Below are 15,694 nucleotides of genomic sequence, written 5' to 3'. Positions count from 1 at the left end.
TTGACTCAAGCTATTCAATTCTTTTAATTAAATGAAATCCAAATTGAGTGCGAACAGGTTCCGAAATCTCTCCCACTTCTAATTTAAAAGCAGCAAGAGAAAAAGGTTTAACCATTTGACCAGGACTAAAGCGTCCTAAATTTCCGCCTTGCTTACCAGAAGGACAAAGAGAATAATCACGGGCAAGCTCTTCAAAGCTTACCCCTTCACTTAACTTTCTTTGTAAATCAGAAACCTCATATTCATGGGCCACTAAAATGTGAGAAGCGACGATAGTTTTCACTAATCCACCTTTCCAAGATAGTAACTATAATTTCCTGGGTAAATTCTAACTTCACCCTTATCCACTTCGTATACTTTCTCTGCAAGTGCATGCAAGAAGTGACGGTCGTGACTTACAAAAATAATTGTCCCTTCATATCTTTTAAGAGCATCTAGAAGAACTTCACGAGATTTAATATCAAGGTGGTTGGTAGGCTCATCCAGAACAAGACAATTATTATTTTGAGAAAGTAGAACAGCAAGCACAAGTCTCGACTTCTCCCCTCCAGATAAGTATTTTACTTTTTTCTTAACATCGTCACCGCGAAACAAGAATGCAGCAAGAAGGTTTCTGACATAACCATCACTGGCCGCAGCGAGGCCCTTTCTTACTTCATCAAAAACAGTATTTTCTGGTTCAAGAACTTCAAGTGAGTATTGAGAAAAGTATCCAATCTTCACACTTGGCCCAATTTTTACTTCACCACTTGTTGGTTCAGTAAATCCAGTCAGACACTTTAGAAGAGTCGACTTACCGGCCCCGTTAACACCAACAACAGCAATTTTATCCAAACGCTTAACTAATGTTGTTAGGCCATTAAAAACTTCTTTCACTTCACCATTTGGAGTTTGCCAATTTTTAGAGAGAGACTCAATTCCTACAACGTCATCACCACCTCTTGGAGGAGTTGGGAATTGAAAACTGATTGTCTCTTCTTCAGTTGGAACTTCAATGCGATCAATTTTTTCAAGCTTCTTTACTCGAGACTGAACTTGAGCTGCGTGAGAGGCGCGTGCCTTAAACTTAGCGATGAATTCTTCTTCTTTTGAAAGCATCTCTTGTTGTCTTGCTGCTTCGGCCTTTAACTGTTGCATACGAACTTCTTTATCTTGAAGATAGAAGTCATAGTTCCCAGAGTAAGTAGTCACTTTACCGTGAGAAATTTCAATAATTTTTTTACAAACGTTATTCATGAAGTCACGATCGTGAGTTGTCATGAAGATCGCACCTTTGAAATTCTTCAACCACTCTTCAATCCAAAGAATCGTTTCCATATCAAGGTAGTTAGTAGGCTCATCCATAATGATCAGATCTGGATTCATAACAAGAACTTTCGCGAGGGCAATTCTCATCTTCCATCCACCAGAAAACTCTTGAACTTGTTTTCTATGCTCCTCAGGAGTGATACCAAGACCTGTTAAAATTTCTTCTGCTCTATTTTCTAAATCGTATCCGCCACGCTTTTCAAACTCTGATTGAACGTCCCCCATTTTTGCGAGAAGATCATTCATCTCATCGTCAGACATATTGGCACAATCAACAAGTCTTTCTTCAAATTCTTTGAGTTGCACTTGAAGCTCGGCAATTTTCTTATCACCGTCCATAACTTCTTGAAGTGCTGTCTTTCCGGCCATCTCACCCACTTTTTGTGAGAAATAGGCCCAACGTGTCTGTTGAGGAAGAGAAATTTGTCCCTCATCAGGTCTTTCTTCACCAATAATCATTCTAAAAAGTGTTGTTTTCCCGGCGCCGTTTGGACCAACAAGACCAACTTTTTCCCCAGGATTGATTTGAAATGATGCCCCAGAGTAAAGAACTTCCCCACTTTGGGCCTTAGTGATATTGGCCACGCTTAACATAGATAAACCTCGATTTAATTGAATTCGCAAAATTCTACAAAATTATGCTCTATGTGTCACTGCACGGACCTGTATTTTTGCCAATATAAGCAAAAAATAATGATAAAGACTCTTTGCAATAAACAATTCTTCACGATTTAGGGCGGCGCGAGAGCTTTCCTTTTTTAATGGGAAAGAAGTAGCGGTTAATGAAAAAGAAAATTTTGGCCTGCCATGGAGACAAATTGTCTTTGAGATGGTTGCACCAGGTGTGAGTGATTTGCAGATTATTCCCGTGATCACTTCCCCCTAAGGATTTGGGGACAATGTGATCAACGGAGCAATCTTCATAAGAAACGATTTCTTGGTGGCAAAGGGCACATGTCTTTGTCTTCATCCACATGTGCCATCTTCTTCCAAGGTTGCAATGAGCAAGCTGGGTCATTAGTTATTTTTGCTTTCTTCTATACGACGAATAAATTCACTCACGATAGTCGCATAAATATCTTTTTTGCCCACACGATCTTCCACATCGTGATCGATATTTGGATTGTCATTAACTTCAACAACGTAAGCTATGCCATCAACCTCTTTAATATCCACGCCATAAAGACTATTACCAATTAAGTTTGCAGCATCGAGAGCAGATTTCATTACGTGCTTAGGAACGTCCTCAATGGCCAACGTATCGGCTGCCCCAGAAACCTCGTTGTTCTTTTTAGCATGATTGTAAATCTGCCAATGATCTTTACTCATATAGTATTTACAAGCAAAGAGAGGTTTCCCATTAAGAACACCAATTCTCCAGTCAAATGACGTGTAAAGAAATTTTTGAACAAGAACGAGAGCTGTTTGTTTTAAAATTCTCTTCAAGTTATCTTGCAACTCTTTTCTATCTTTTACTTTTGTTACACCAATAGAAAATGAGCCATCGGGAATTTTCATAACCATTGGAAAGCCAAATTTCTTCTCAAGAAGATCAATGGTTTCATCGTCCGCATCTGATGTAAAATAACTTGGAATACAAGGAACGTTGTGACCTGTAAGCAAGTTGTCTAAGAAAATTTTATTCGTACATTTGATAATTGATCTTGTGTCATCAATAACAACAAGGCCTTCATTCTCTGCACGTTTAGCAAATTTGTAAGTGTGATTATTAATTGCCGTAGTCTCACGAATGAAAAGAGCATCGAATTCTGAAATACGAGGCAGATCTTTTTTCGTAATAAACTCGCAGTAAATCCCCTGAGCTTTACAGGCCTGTTGAAAAAGTTTAAGGGCCTTCGGATCACTCGGAGGAAGTTTTTCTTCTGGATCATGAAGAACAGCAAGATCGTAGCGATAAATTTTTCTAAGTTTTGGCAGTCTCCAAATTTTCGAACTAAAGCGATCAAGTGCTTCTGCAAAAAAATCTTCTTCGACTTCAGTAAGATCACGAATCCCAAAAGGAACCAGAGAATCAATTTGCCAACTTCCTTTATGAACGATCCTTACTTCTAATAAAGGTGCTGGGTAGGCATCAAAAATTTGTTTTGCTAGAGATTTAAATTCTTGATCTTTCGTTTGACCAAAGAAAATTCTAAAACCAATGGCCTTGATATGATTATCATTACCAACTTTTCTCTTAGCAAGATGTTCCGCTGCATGCTGAAGCTCTTCAAGATCATAGAGGTAAAAACGTTTTTTACTAAGGTCATTAATCGTTTTAATATTTGGAAAGATCTTATGTTTTTTAGCCTCTCCTAAAAGTGAACAATAATATCCCAACGAGAGATAACGAACATTGTGGCACAAGTTAATAACTTGAAATTTTTCTTTGATCTGATACTTCGCTTCGAAAAGATATTCTTCGGCCGTTACCACCTGATCAGTCGAATAAAACGGTTGCCAATCTTCTTTTTTGTCTACAATTAAAATTAAGTCCTTCACACCCTTTTCCGGTTAAATATTTTTATAGAAACAATATACCAAAAATCAAAAGTGAGGTAGCCTATATTCTAATTGGAGTGGGAAAAATGGTGATCAAGTTTAGACCTGCAGGTCATGGTGATATCAAGAAGTTAGTCGATATTGAAAACGCATGTTTCAAGTCGGATAAACTAAGCGACAAAAATTTTAAGTATTTCTTAGAGAAGGCCCATGCTTCTCTTATTGTCGCAGAGTACAATAAAGAACTGGCGGGATATGCGCTGCTGCTTTTTCACCGCTCGACTTCCCTGGCCCGACTCTACTCCATTGCTGTTGACCCTAATTTTCGCGACCTAAAAGTTGGGCGCCACCTTATGGAACATCTTGAAAAGGTGGCCCTAGGTGAAGAAAGTACTTACATCAGACTAGAAGTTCGCACCGACAATATTGGCGCCATAAAGTTGTATGAAAAACTGGGTTATCGCAAGTTTGCTCACAAAGTTGACTATTACGAAGATCATAAAGATGCCATTTGTTACGAGAAAAAAATTCGTAAACAAGTTACGAAAAAAATTGTTAAAGTTCCCTACTATATGCAAACCACAGAATTTACTTGTGGCCCTTCATCTTTAATGATGGGAATGAAGGCCTTAAATAAAAAAATCCAATTTTCTAGACTAGAAGAAATTCAAATCTGGCGTGAAGCGACGACAGTTTTTATGACCTCAGGTCACGGGGGCTGTGGTCCCCATGGTTTAGCTCTTTCGGCCCATCATCGCGGCTTTCAAGTAGAGCTCTACCTCAATACGAAATCATATCTCTTTGTAAACAGCGTTCGCGATGAAGAGAAAAAAGATATTATTAAAATTGTTCAAGAAGGCTTTGAAAAAGAAATCAAAAAGAACAAAATCAAAGTGATTTATGACGAGTACGACTGGAAAACCCTAAAACGTATTTTTGCCAATGGCGGAATCCCTCTAGTTCTGATTAGTTCATATCGCCTTACTGAAACCAAGTCTCCCCACTGGATTACAATAACGGGTATTGAAGACGACTTTATTTACTTCCATGACCCAGACCCAGACCTTGCCAAAGACCAAACGGCCTACGATAATATGGACGTTCCCGTAAGACGTGACGAATTTGAAAAGATGGCCAAATTTGGGAGCAAACAAATTAAATCAATCGTGGCCATTTATAAGAAATGACAAACGAAAAAAACTGGTTTCTCTACATCATCAAAACTAAAAACAATAAGCTCTATACCGGTATTACAACCGATGTGGAGCGACGTTTTGAAGAGCATAAATCAGGTAAAAAAGGCGCAAAATTCTTTAGAGGCAACACCCCCGTAAAAATTATGTACACGGAAGTTTGCAAAAATCGCAGCGAGGCCAGTAAAAGAGAGGCCCATATAAAATCGCTCACTCGCCCCCAAAAAGATGCGCTTATTAAGGAATCTAAAAATGAATAAGAGTAAAATCCTCGCGGATCTTCTAGCTTATTTTGAGCATGAAAAAGAAAAAGTAGAAACAACTGTTGCCTTAGCAAGAGACTACATCTCAGAAAAGGATATGCAGCAAGAAGGCAAATACGACACCCGCCGCATTGAAGCCAGTTACTTGGCCGGAGCTCAAGGTCGCCGCCTTGAAATCTTAAAACAAGATGTCCAAATACTTAAAGCTTTTGAACTTCTTGAGTACACTGATGACGATGAAATCGGCCCCGGCGCCCTCGTTCACTGTTGTGAGACCATGGGAAAAAAGAAAAAAGATCATCTCTACTTTATCGTTCCTTCGAATGGTGGCGTAACTCTAGAGTGTGACGGCAAGGAAATTCAGGTCCTCTCAATCCACTCTCCCCTAGGAAGTGAATTGATGAGACTAGAAGTAAATGACATTATTGAACTTGAAACTCCTGGTGGAGTTAAAGAAGTTGAAATACTGGCCCTTTATTAAAAAAGGGCCTTAATTTTTTGAACGAAACGATCTTTTTTCTCATCATCGTACTCATCAGGAACACCCCATAGGGCCCCTGGCCATGCGCGATCTCTTTCAAATCTCGCAATAATATGAATATGAAGCTGAGGAACCATATTTCCAAGTGCTCCTACGTTCATTTTATCAGCATCAAAAGTTGTTTGAAGCTTTTTAGAAACGAGGGCGATTTCCTTAATAAGCTTAACTTGCTCATCAGTAGTAAGTTGAAAAATCTCCCTTACGTTATCTTTCTTTGGAATAAGAACAACCCAAGGGCACTCTGAATCAGGCATAATCCTAAGTTCACAAAGCTCTAGTTGTGTACATTGAATAGTATCGTTTTCTAATCTCTCATGAAGGCTATACATTTTTAGACTCCGCTAAAATTGGTTACACCTAGAGAGTAGTGAATTTTAGAATAGAGTTCAATGACTTTCTTATTCTTCCCATGGAGTATTTTCAAGATAAACCCTAAGCATGGTCGAGTTCTTGAACTTACGACGAATTAACCCTTGCTTTAGGCCTAAGCAAATACTCTTAATAATGGGAGGCTGGCCTGCGTACTTCTTCGGGCCACCTGAAATAAGATGCAATAACTGACACAAATAAATGACATCCGCTTGAACTGAACCTCTACGCTTATGAAAAACATCAATAAGTTTCAATTCGTAGTGAAGCCCCTTCTTTTGCATAATGATATTGTCCTCATGGATATCACCATGGGATTCTTTCTTAAGATGAAGTTCTTCGGTGGCCTTCACAAGGGCATACATCAAGTGTAAGGCCTGATAGAAAGGCATCCCCTTGGGGTGGTATGTCTTAAGATATTCAGTAAGGGTCATACCCTCTACGAATTCAGAAAGGAGGTATGTGATCTCATGATTTTTATATTTCAGGGTTTCCTTAGAAATATATTTAATTAGAGAATTACAAGATCTCAATTTATGGAGTTTTTTAGCATAGGCCTGAATTGTACGAGTATTCCACTGGTGCTTAGGGTAGAAAAACTTCGCTGCGCGCTCAATTCCCGTCCCCATTTCTCTGACGAGGTAAACCTCACCTTCATAACCACCACCGAGTTTTGAGACAACTTCATACTTGCTAGAAAGGATCTTTCCTTCTTCAAAGTCAAAGGCCGCAATCTCATTTTTCATTTACCTAAACCTATACCTTATAATTAACTTTAAACTAATAATCCATGGCATTAAAACGATTTATCACGAACTAAAAAAAGAGCGAAAATAAGTTGATATTGTTATTCATTAACGCGGAGACCTCAATGAATAGAAAAAACTTAATCTCTTCTCTACTTTGTGCCCTAGTTGCTCTTACACTTAACGTTGGTGTAATGGCCATGGATGATTCTACCACAACTACGGACAGTTCAAACTCTCAACAATACAATGAAGAATCATCTTCTTCATCTGAATCTTCACCGTTTTCAGTAACTTCTGAAGAAGAAGAGGAATCAACAGCACCTGCTGATGCCCCTTCTGAAGAAATTTACGAAGTTGAGTAATTAACGTCCTAGAACGTAAGCGAAAATCAGGGGCGCAACAATCGTTGCGTCCGACTCAATAATAAACTTAGGCGAGCTTGTCTCTAGTTTACCCCAAGTAATTTTCTCGTTAGGAACCGCTCCAGAGTAAGACCCGTAACTTGTTGTTGAGTCTGAGATTTGGCAGAAAAAATTCCACTTAGGAACATCTAGCTCAAGATCTTGTTCAATCATTGGTACTACACAAATTGGGAAATCACCTGCGATACCTCCACCGATTTGGAAGAAACCAATTCCTGTTTTTCCACAGTTTTCAGGGTACCACTTCGATAGGAAGATCATATAATCGATTCCCGTCTTCATACACTCTCTTTTAATTTTTCCTTCGATAACTCTACCAGCAAAAATATTACCAAGAGTTGAATCTTCCCAACCCGGAACGATCATTGGAAGATTTTTTTCAGCAGCAGCAAGTAGCCATGAATTCTTTTTATCAATTTGATATTTTTCTTCTAGTTCACCAGAAAGAAGAATTTCGTATAAGTACTCGTGTGGGAATTTTGACGTTCCTGCATCTGAAGCTTTTTGCCACGATTTTAAAACAGCGCGCTCAATTCTTCTGATGGCCTCTTCTTCTGGAATACAAGTATCAGTTACACGGTTTAGGTGACGATTAAGAAGATCTTCTTCTTGCTCTTCTGTTAAGTTTCTATAGTTAGGGATACGCTCATAGTGATTGTGAGCAACAAGGTTGAATACATCTTCTTCCAAGTTTGCACCTGTACAAGAAATCGCTTGAACTTTTCCTTCGCGAATCATGTCTGCTAAGCTTAGACCTAATTCTGCAGTACTCATAGCACCAGCAAGAGTGATAATCATTGGCTTACCATCTTCAATATGCTTCTTGTACGCTCTAGCAGCATCTCTTAATGCAGCAGCGTTAAAGTGTCTGTAATTGTGCTCGATAAAATTAGTAATAGTGCTCATGCAATTCCCGTGGAAAGTGTTTAATTTTAGTCCCATCATTTAGTCCCAAAGTGATTTTTTGACAATCAAATTCGACCAAATGCTGACAAATGAATGTATATTTTGGAGTCTAAACTAATTTTGACGACACGGCCACTTTCCGCTTGAATTACACTATTAATTCGGTGTATTTATCTCGAACATTTTTAGAGAACCACCCATGGCATTGATTGAGAGCTTTTCAACAATTTTAGAGTCCCTTGAGACAAAGAAATACTTTGTGGGAAAGAGGCTTATCGACCAAGACTTTTGCCATGAACTCACTGCTTATGCCCAAAAGCAGTGGGAAATGGACCTCTTCAAAAAGGCCGAAACAGGCAGGGCAACAAACCAAAAACAACGCACAAACATTCGAACTGATAATATTATGTGGATAGAGAGCTGGGACGAGATCCCGCAGTTAGGCCTCTACGATGAGTTCCTAACATCGCTCAGAGAGGCCGTTAACTACCACTTCTTCCAATCATTAAAACGACACGAATCCCATTTTTCACTCTATAAAAATGGCTCCTTTTACAAAAAGCATATCGATTTCCACCAAGACTCTAAGAATAGGAAAATAACCTGTATCCTCTACCTCAATACCGCACCAAAGGGTGAAGGCGAGCTCATTATTTACTCCCCCGAAGACAAGATGCAAGTTGAGACCGTCGTGGCCCCTGAATCAGGGACCTTTGTCTGTTTTTTAAGTGAGGATATTTATCATGAAGTGACTGTATCCCATGATGAAAGATGGGCCATTACGTCTTGGGTGCGCGATGATGAGATGATCTTTTAGAATAAAAGAGTTCTCTCACTTGGATACAAAACCCACAACTGGTGCATGGCCCTAGTGGCCGCAAGGTGAAGCCTCTTTCTAGCGCGAGCATTTTCTGGGTAATTCACACGATCACAATCTGGAATAATGACATAATCAAACTCGAGCCCTCTAATTTGATCAACGCTCGTCACATCAATTCCCGGTGTAAACTTGAAATCGGCATTTTCCACAAGTCTTACATTTGGCAAGTCACCAAGGTCGTCAGCAATAGTTCTTGCAGCGTCGAGCTTATTACAAATAATGGCCACAGTCGCTTTTGGCTCCCTCTTAACGAGATCTTCAAGGGCCTTACCAATAACCACAGTTGCATGACCAAGATGTTGAATTTGAGTTTTAACAACAGGTCCAGATGTTTTCTTCGTCTTAGGAAGCTCCCCTGTGCTGAGAGGTCCAAGAACCTGATGTGAAAATTCCACAACTTCTTTTGGCGAGCGGTATGAAACATTAAGCTCTGTTACTCCGACATTTTCAACACCAAGATGATCAAGAACTTTATCCCAAGAATCGAAACTAATCGTTGGATCAATTTGTTGAACAGCATCTCCAGCAACAGTGATATTTCCTTCCTTATGAATAAGGCCACCAACAATTCCCAATTGTACAGGAGAGAGCTCTTGCGCCTCATCGAGGAAAATATGCTTGTATTGTTTTTGTGCCCCAGAGCGATCACTTAAGAACGATCCCCAAACTTGTCTTCTTAATTCCAACAACAATGGATAGTCATCCATATCGAGATGACCATGGCTCTTTTGAACGCCTTCAATTTCTCTTTCAAGATATTCCTTATCACTATCAAAGCTATTAATTTGACGATTGAAGTGATGACTAAATTCACTCATCATGCGCTGACTAATGACATCACCAGAGGCCTCAACAATCTGAGCTTGAAAAACAGAACTAGATAGGAAATTAAAATAAAGCTCTAAAATATTATTGAGATTTTGTCTCATTTCTTTAAGTTTAATCGCTTTAATTCCATCGGCCCTAAAAGAGAGCTCTTCAAGTCTTCTGCCCACAGGACCTTTCATCCTTTGGAAAGTTAGATCCAGATCAATTTTTTTCAAATCGTGGATAAGGTCTCTTTCAATCTTTTGCACATAACGAGATAAGATGTGTAGTGTCGAATGATGTCTTTTAATTATTCCTGATACCAATGGTGCTTCTTCGTAAACCTTAGCAGGAACACCCTTTACGGCCTGTCTTACTAATGTTGAAAAGACTTCATCTAAAGCGCGAACTTTGACTGAGTAGAGTCCCATTTTCTCTAAAAGAGTTTCAGCAAGTCGAATAAGCCCAAGATTTGGAACAATAATCACTGCTTCGCTCTCACCAAAGGCCCTATTTTCAAGCAGCCTTGCCATGCGATAAAGGGCAACTGTCGTTTTTCCACTTCCCGCTCCCCCAACAATAAGTAAAGGGGCCTTAGCGTCGGCCTCAACGATTTTAAACTGCTCTTTATCGAGCATTGAAATAACATCAGGATTTTTGTGATCAGTATTTCCTGTCCCAATGGCAATCTCACCATAAGACTGACCTTGACCACCAGAGAGATGAACTTTTTCTTCATTTGAAGAAGTCCATTTCCCCTCTTTCTTCACATAGGTCTCATCGTTGCGATCAATGCGATACAACTTTCCATTTACAATTGTAATAACGGATTTTTCTAAGATTTGTCCTTCAACTGTTCGATCTTCTACATCAAAGTCAAAGTCATCGCCTTCATCGTATTGATAGAAAACTTTCGCCAGTGGTGCGCGTTTCCAATCGATAATCTTGAATTTCATTTGTTCATGCATCAAAGAAACGTGGCCAAGATAAATATCTTTTTCTTTTTTATCTTGAAAAATTCTCATATGCCCAAAAAACGGTGAAGCGCCATCTGGGAGTTTCAATGGTTTTGAAAACTTCACAATGAGATTATGAAGGTTGTTCATCTGATCCATAATCCCAGGCAAATCATCGGCCTTACAATATTTTGCCTCAAGGCGTAGGGCCTCCATATCTTTTTCTAAACGATAGAGAGTATCGAGATTAAGCGTGGGAATTTTGTTGATAACATTTTGTACTTGGACAAGATGTTCTTCAATTTTTTGAAAATAAGAATTCAAACTTTCTGCGGACAATGGGACTCCTTAGTCTATCCCTTTTATTATAATGAAAATGTGAATAATGAGAACATTTTTAGAACAATTGAATCGAGAGTATAGAAAAGGTCCAACTTTGGACCTTATTTTAATTTAAGAAGTAATTCTCTTACTTTTTTAAGAAGCTCTTGGCACTCGCCTTCTTCCATACCATAAAGCGCGTGACTTGGTTGAAGTGCTTTTGGGTTATTTGGATTATTCTTAAACGTTTCAATTCTGTTATTTAGATTGTTGCGAAGAGTTCTCAATCTCTTTGGGCTCCATTCGCTTAAATCACTAAAATCTTTCATCAATGCTCCTTCCATAAAAGAAATTTAAACACTGATAGCAAATTTCAAGGGATTGGGAAACTACAAAGTCCTACTGTTAAAAAATTTATTCTTATAAACAACCATGGCCCCTAGACCAACAAGGACATTTGCTAGGGCCCCAGCAACAAAAATCCCCTTCTCACTGAAAAAGCTGTCTAGGATATAGGCCAGAGGCACATAAAGAATTCCAATCCTTACAAGGGTCAGAACTAGTGAAACCTTTGGTCGACCAATCGCATTAAATGAAGAATTTATATTGAGCATGATGCCTGCAAAAATGAAGGTCAAAATCATAATTTCTAAATAAAACTTCGCCACATTTTGAACGGCCGCACTTTGAGAGAAAGCGGCCACAATCGGACCTGAGAAAATATAGAAAACACCAAAAGCAAATATAGACCACAAGAAAGCAAAAATATTTGAAGTCAGCATGGCCTTTTCAATACGAGCAAATTCTCTTGCTCCCCAATTTTGGCCAATAAAGGGAGACAAACTCGCTGCCACCCCAATAATACAAATCATAATGAAAGATTCAATTCGTGTGGCCACACCAAAACCTGCCACGGCGTCATTACCATGGGCCGATACAAGTCTTGTGATAAATCCAAGCGAAAGCGGAATAATAGCATTATTTAGGGCCCCTGGAATCCCAAGGTCTAAAATGGCGCGCCAGTTTTTAAGAACACTAGAGAATTGACGAAACGGATTCGTTAACATCTTGAGTTTATAGTGCAAAAAGAAAATAGCTGCACACATAGAAAAAAAGCGTGAAATCACAGTCGCAAGAGCGGCCCCTTGCAACTCCATTCTCGGCATTCCATAAAGTCCAAAAATCATAATCGGATCGAGAATAAAGTTAATCACTCCAGCAGCGATCATAATGATAGCGGGAAATTTTGTATTTCCTGTTGCTCTAATGGCCCCATTGCCTACCATTGGTACGACAACAAAGAGCATCGTGAAAAACCAAATTTCCATGTAGTCGCGAATATAGGGAAGAAGCTCATCACTAGCACCGAGAAGTCTAAAAATAGGATCAATGTTGAAGTAACAAATTACGCTGACAACTGTAATCGTTAAAAAAGCGAGGGACAATCCATCTGTTGCAATCTCTTTTACATACTCGTGATCCCCCCTGCCAATTGCACGGGAAATAAGACTTGTAACACCAAGGCCTAGGCCAAAAGCGATACTTCCTAAAATGGATACGACTGGAAAGGTAAAAGAGATGGCGGCCAGCTCAGTGCTACCAAGCTGACCGACAAAATACGTATCAACCAGGTTAAACCCGAATATTGCGAGGATGCCTACCATCATGGGTAGAGAGAGATTCAAAAGATGTTTCACTTCATTGCCTGTAGTGAGTTTAGCTTTCAAGGTAGGCCTCCATAGCAACATTACTAGTATATTAGTTTCAGATACTGAAATAAATGCTTTAAAATAAAACTCATTGTCCTATAATTAGGACAATGGGAGGGTCTATGGACTTGAATGATGTTTATTTATTTGTGAAGCTCCTTGAGTATGGAAGCTTTACTAAAGCAGCTGAATCATTGAGATTACAAAAGTCTCTTGTCAGTCGTCGCATCGCCAATCTCGAAAAAGCTCTCGAAGTTAAGCTCCTTAACAGAACCACCCGTTCACTTTCTTTGACCGAAGAGGGTCGAGCTTTTTACGAAAGAACACATAATTTAATGGATGGTCTCAATGATGCAAAGATGGCGGTGCAATCACTAAACAGTGCACCCCAAGGAAGACTTAGAATTACGACCGCCATTGCATTAGGACAATTTGTTTCATTTGAAATCATCCCAGGCTTTCTCAAAAAATATCCCGACATCCAAATTGACTTAGACATCTCTACGATTAAAAAAGATATCGTTAAAGAAAGGTTTGATTTGGCCCTAAGGCCAGGGAAAATTCAAAACTCAAATCTTATCTGTAAACAAGTTGGCCTTGGTAAATTTTCAATTGTTGCCAATAACGATTTCGCTAAAAAAATAAAACAAATGAAGCACCCCAAAGAATTAGAGTCTCTGCCATGGGTAACTAATATGAGTCTCCACGCTAAAGATGTGAAATTAAAAAATGGAGAAGAAGAATGTCAGCTCTTGATAAAAAATCCGCGTCTTGGGGCAAACAATCTTCTGATCATTCGTAATGCAATTATTAATGGAGTTGGCATTGGTTTGCTACCAAACTTTATGTTTCAATCTGATTTCAAAAATGGGCCTTTGAATAAAGTTATGACAGACTGGCAAGCGGGAGATGTTCCCCTATATGCAATTTATCCTTCTAGAGAGTTTCTTTCATCGAAAACTAGAGCATTTTTAGAATATTTAGAAGAAAAGAAATATGTATTTGATTAATAAAAAAGGCCACAAAAGTGGCCTTCCTTATTTATTTTGTTACGACTTTAAATTCAAGTGAAACATCATTATAGATCATCTTATCGCCAAGACCTTTGAAGAAGTCTCCCGAACCGTAAACCATATCAAATTTTGTTCTATCAAAAACGAGAGTTCCAGAAAATGCATTTCCATCTTTTTTGTATTTGAAGTTAACTGGGTTTGTTTTCCCTTTGATTGTTAAATCAGCAGTAACATCATTTCCTTTCACAGACTTGATAACAAGTTTTGCTTCAGGAAATTTATCTACAGTAAAAAAGTCCGGGCTTTTCATGTGAGTAAGAAATTTATCTTTCCATTCACCAGATAGGTCTTCAACAGTTACTGTATTTACATCAATAACAAATGATCCGCCTGTTAACTTTTCTTTTTCAACTTCAACACTTCCGCTTTTAAGAAAGATTTTTCCCGTATGTTGTCCAGTTACTTTTTTTCCTGTCCATTGGAAAACACTGTTTTTTACATCAACATCAGCACCAAATGCTGTAAGAGAAGCCATCGCTGCAATTAATACAAATAACCTTTTCATTTTAATCTCCTTAAATAGGTACATTTATAATTAGAATTTCACTTTTTTCATTTGCTTTTATTTTTAGTTCTTGGGTCCCTTCAATCGATAAAGCATCTCTATTGTCGAGTTCTTCCCCAAGAAGTTCAATATTACCACTAATTACAAAAACATAAGTTCCAAGCCCAGAAACGGGTGAACTGTAATTGATTTCAGTTTGAGCATCTAATTCTGTTAAAGAAAAGAAAGTATCTTGGTGAACCATCAAACTGTTGTCACGGCCATCTGGCGAAACAACAAGTTGCCATTTGTTCTTTCTTTGCTCTAAAGAAAACTCCCTTTGATCATAACGGGGCTCAACATTTATGTCTCTAGGCAGAACCCAAATTTGCAATAAATTGACATTTTCTTGATGTGAGTGGTTGTACTCACTGTGAACTATTCCTGTTCCCGCAGACATAACTTGAACCTCACCTTTACGGATAACTTTCTCGTGACCCATACTATCGGCGTGTGCAAGAGAGCCGGCCAAAGGAATTGAAATGATCTCCATATTGCTGTGGGGGTGAAGCCCAAAACCCATTTTAGGAGCTATAATATCGTCATTGAGAACTCTCAGGGCACCAAAGCCCATTCTCTTAGGGTTGTAATAGTTTGCGAAGCTAAAGGTATGTCTGGCCTCTAACCAACCGTGATTGGCGTGACCTCTTGAGTTTGAATCAAATCTTGTTGTCTTCATAAAATCCTCCACTGGACTTATTGTGAACTAAGATTCGATTTATAGATATTATTACTTTTGAAACGAAATGATAGATTTAAGCTATCATTAAAAAAAGGGCCGGACTGGCCGACCCTCTTAGATATTATCTTCTTTCAGAAAAATTTCTTTTTGGACCGTTGAAAGATCTTTTTGGACGATCGTCATCTTTAGCTTCATTAACTTTAAGATTGCGACCGAAAGACTCTTTACCATCTAGTTCAGAAATAGCTTCTTGTGCTTCATCAGCAGAAGACATTTCTACAAACGCGAAACCTTTGGCGCGACCAGTTTCACGATCTTTGATAACCTTTGCAGACTTTACAGTCCCGAATTGAGAGAACAACTCAGTAAGTTGTGCATCGTCAACTGAATAAGAAAGGTTACCTACATAAATTTTTGCGCTCATTGTTGCTCCTTAAAAACAAACTCGTTATTTATCTTTTCCCAATAG

At 38.8% G+C, this 15,694-nt stretch carries 19 protein-coding genes; 6 read left to right on the top strand and 13 right to left on the bottom strand.

Features of this window, described 5'->3' with window-relative positions:
- Window positions 1-10: 10 nt before the first annotated feature.
- From M899_RS16850 to M899_RS16835, 4 genes are all read right to left on the bottom strand, one after another.
- Window positions 11-283 (bottom strand): peptidylprolyl isomerase, encoded by a 273-nt coding sequence (locus M899_RS16850; RefSeq protein WP_021272731.1) that lies wholly within the window; start codon window positions 281-283, stop codon window positions 11-13.
- A complete protein-coding gene (locus M899_RS16845; RefSeq protein WP_021272653.1) occupies window positions 283-1,902 on the bottom strand; it encodes an ABC-F family ATP-binding cassette domain-containing protein in 1,620 nt (539 codons plus the stop codon). Before M899_RS16845 ends, M899_RS16850 begins: the two co-directional genes overlap by 1 nt.
- A 130-nt stretch (window positions 1,903-2,032) precedes the next feature.
- Window positions 2,033-2,278 carry an HNH endonuclease gene (locus M899_RS18815; protein ID WP_369795344.1) on the bottom strand — a complete coding sequence of 82 codons (246 nt, stop codon included), beginning with the start codon at window positions 2,276-2,278 and terminating at the stop codon, window positions 2,033-2,035.
- Window positions 2,279-2,325: 47 nt separating this feature from the next.
- A complete protein-coding gene (locus M899_RS16835) occupies window positions 2,326-3,810 on the bottom strand; it encodes a RimK family protein (protein WP_034730158.1) in 1,485 nt (494 codons plus the stop codon).
- 86 nt (window positions 3,811-3,896) lie between these two features.
- On the opposite strand from M899_RS16835, the gene rimI reads away from it, so the two are divergent.
- Genes rimI through M899_RS16820 form a run of 3 tightly spaced genes read left to right on the top strand, consistent with a single transcriptional unit; the run spans window position 3,897 to window position 5,747 of the window.
- The gene (gene rimI, locus M899_RS16830) at window positions 3,897-4,997 is read left to right on the top strand and encodes a ribosomal protein S18-alanine N-acetyltransferase (RefSeq protein ID WP_021272658.1); all 1,101 of its coding nucleotides are present in this window, start codon (window positions 3,897-3,899) and stop codon (window positions 4,995-4,997) included.
- Window positions 4,994-5,263, top strand: coding sequence for a GIY-YIG nuclease family protein (locus tag M899_RS16825; protein WP_021272732.1), 270 nt, complete (start codon window positions 4,994-4,996; stop codon window positions 5,261-5,263). The genes rimI and M899_RS16825 overlap by 4 nt, the downstream gene beginning before the upstream one ends.
- Entirely contained in the window at window positions 5,256-5,747 is a 492-nt protein-coding gene (locus tag M899_RS16820; protein WP_021272681.1) for a GreA/GreB family elongation factor, read from the top strand. The genes M899_RS16825 and M899_RS16820 overlap by 8 nt, the downstream gene beginning before the upstream one ends.
- Here the strand turns inward: M899_RS16820 and M899_RS16815 are convergent.
- Both M899_RS16815 and M899_RS16810 read right to left on the bottom strand, forming a co-directional pair.
- Window positions 5,744-6,136 (bottom strand): HIT domain-containing protein, encoded by a 393-nt coding sequence (locus tag M899_RS16815; protein ID WP_021272663.1) that lies wholly within the window; start codon window positions 6,134-6,136, stop codon window positions 5,744-5,746. The two genes, M899_RS16820 and M899_RS16815, sit on opposite strands and share 4 nt — an antisense overlap.
- A 69-nt stretch (window positions 6,137-6,205) precedes the next feature.
- The gene (locus M899_RS16810) at window positions 6,206-6,922 is read right to left on the bottom strand and encodes a protein kinase domain-containing protein (protein WP_021272667.1); all 717 of its coding nucleotides are present in this window, start codon (window positions 6,920-6,922) and stop codon (window positions 6,206-6,208) included.
- A 125-nt stretch (window positions 6,923-7,047) separates the two neighbouring features.
- On the opposite strand from M899_RS16810, the gene M899_RS16805 reads away from it, so the two are divergent.
- Window positions 7,048-7,287 (top strand): hypothetical protein, encoded by a 240-nt coding sequence (locus M899_RS16805; protein WP_021272675.1) that lies wholly within the window; start codon window positions 7,048-7,050, stop codon window positions 7,285-7,287.
- Here the strand turns inward: M899_RS16805 and M899_RS16800 are convergent, their stop codons facing one another.
- Window positions 7,288-8,253: a deoxyhypusine synthase family protein gene (locus M899_RS16800; protein ID WP_021272646.1), complete on the bottom strand. Its 966-nt coding sequence runs from the start codon at window positions 8,251-8,253 to the stop codon at window positions 7,288-7,290. It abuts the gene before it with no gap.
- A 199-nt stretch (window positions 8,254-8,452) separates the two neighbouring features.
- Here M899_RS16800 and M899_RS16795 point away from each other — a divergent pair, with 199 nt between their 5' ends.
- A complete protein-coding gene (locus M899_RS16795) occupies window positions 8,453-9,070 on the top strand; it encodes a 2OG-Fe(II) oxygenase (RefSeq protein WP_021272724.1) in 618 nt (205 codons plus the stop codon).
- Here the strand turns inward: M899_RS16795 and M899_RS16790 are convergent.
- The 3 genes from M899_RS16790 to M899_RS16780 all read right to left on the bottom strand — a co-directional run bounded on the left by M899_RS16790 (window position 9,067) and on the right by M899_RS16780 (window position 12,944).
- Entirely contained in the window at window positions 9,067-11,235 is a 2,169-nt protein-coding gene (locus M899_RS16790) for a UvrD-helicase domain-containing protein (RefSeq protein WP_021272704.1), read from the bottom strand. The two genes, M899_RS16795 and M899_RS16790, sit on opposite strands and share 4 nt — an antisense overlap.
- A gap of 104 nt (window positions 11,236-11,339) precedes the next feature.
- Window positions 11,340-11,546 (bottom strand): hypothetical protein, encoded by a 207-nt coding sequence (locus M899_RS16785; RefSeq protein WP_021272721.1) that lies wholly within the window; start codon window positions 11,544-11,546, stop codon window positions 11,340-11,342.
- A gap of 60 nt (window positions 11,547-11,606) precedes the next feature.
- Window positions 11,607-12,944, bottom strand: a complete 1,338-nt coding sequence (locus tag M899_RS16780; protein ID WP_021272677.1) for an MATE family efflux transporter — start codon at window positions 12,942-12,944, stop codon at window positions 11,607-11,609.
- Between the two features lie 104 nt (window positions 12,945-13,048).
- On the opposite strand from M899_RS16780, the gene M899_RS16775 reads away from it, so the two are divergent.
- Window positions 13,049-13,936 (top strand): LysR family transcriptional regulator, encoded by an 888-nt coding sequence (locus tag M899_RS16775; RefSeq protein WP_021272686.1) that lies wholly within the window; start codon window positions 13,049-13,051, stop codon window positions 13,934-13,936.
- Between the two features lie 31 nt (window positions 13,937-13,967).
- On the opposite strand, the gene M899_RS16770 is transcribed toward M899_RS16775, so the two are convergent.
- The 3 genes from M899_RS16770 to M899_RS16760 all read right to left on the bottom strand — a co-directional run bounded on the left by M899_RS16770 (window position 13,968) and on the right by M899_RS16760 (window position 15,649).
- Window positions 13,968-14,504, bottom strand: a complete 537-nt coding sequence (locus tag M899_RS16770) for a YceI family protein (RefSeq protein WP_021272673.1) — start codon at window positions 14,502-14,504, stop codon at window positions 13,968-13,970.
- Between the two features lie 10 nt (window positions 14,505-14,514).
- Window positions 14,515-15,222 carry a pirin family protein gene (locus M899_RS16765; protein ID WP_021272697.1) on the bottom strand — a complete coding sequence of 236 codons (708 nt, stop codon included), beginning with the start codon at window positions 15,220-15,222 and terminating at the stop codon, window positions 14,515-14,517.
- Window positions 15,223-15,346: 124 nt separating this feature from the next.
- Complete coding sequence (locus M899_RS16760) at window positions 15,347-15,649, bottom strand: RNA recognition motif domain-containing protein (protein ID WP_021272712.1); 303 nt, start codon at window positions 15,647-15,649, stop codon at window positions 15,347-15,349.
- Between the last annotated feature and the right edge of the window lie 45 nt (window positions 15,650-15,694).

The organism is Bacteriovorax sp. BSW11_IV, assembly GCF_000447755.1.
Lineage (GTDB): Bacteria > Bdellovibrionota > Bacteriovoracia > Bacteriovoracales > Bacteriovoracaceae > BSW11-IV.
This window is presented reverse-complemented; position numbering and strand designations above follow the sequence as displayed.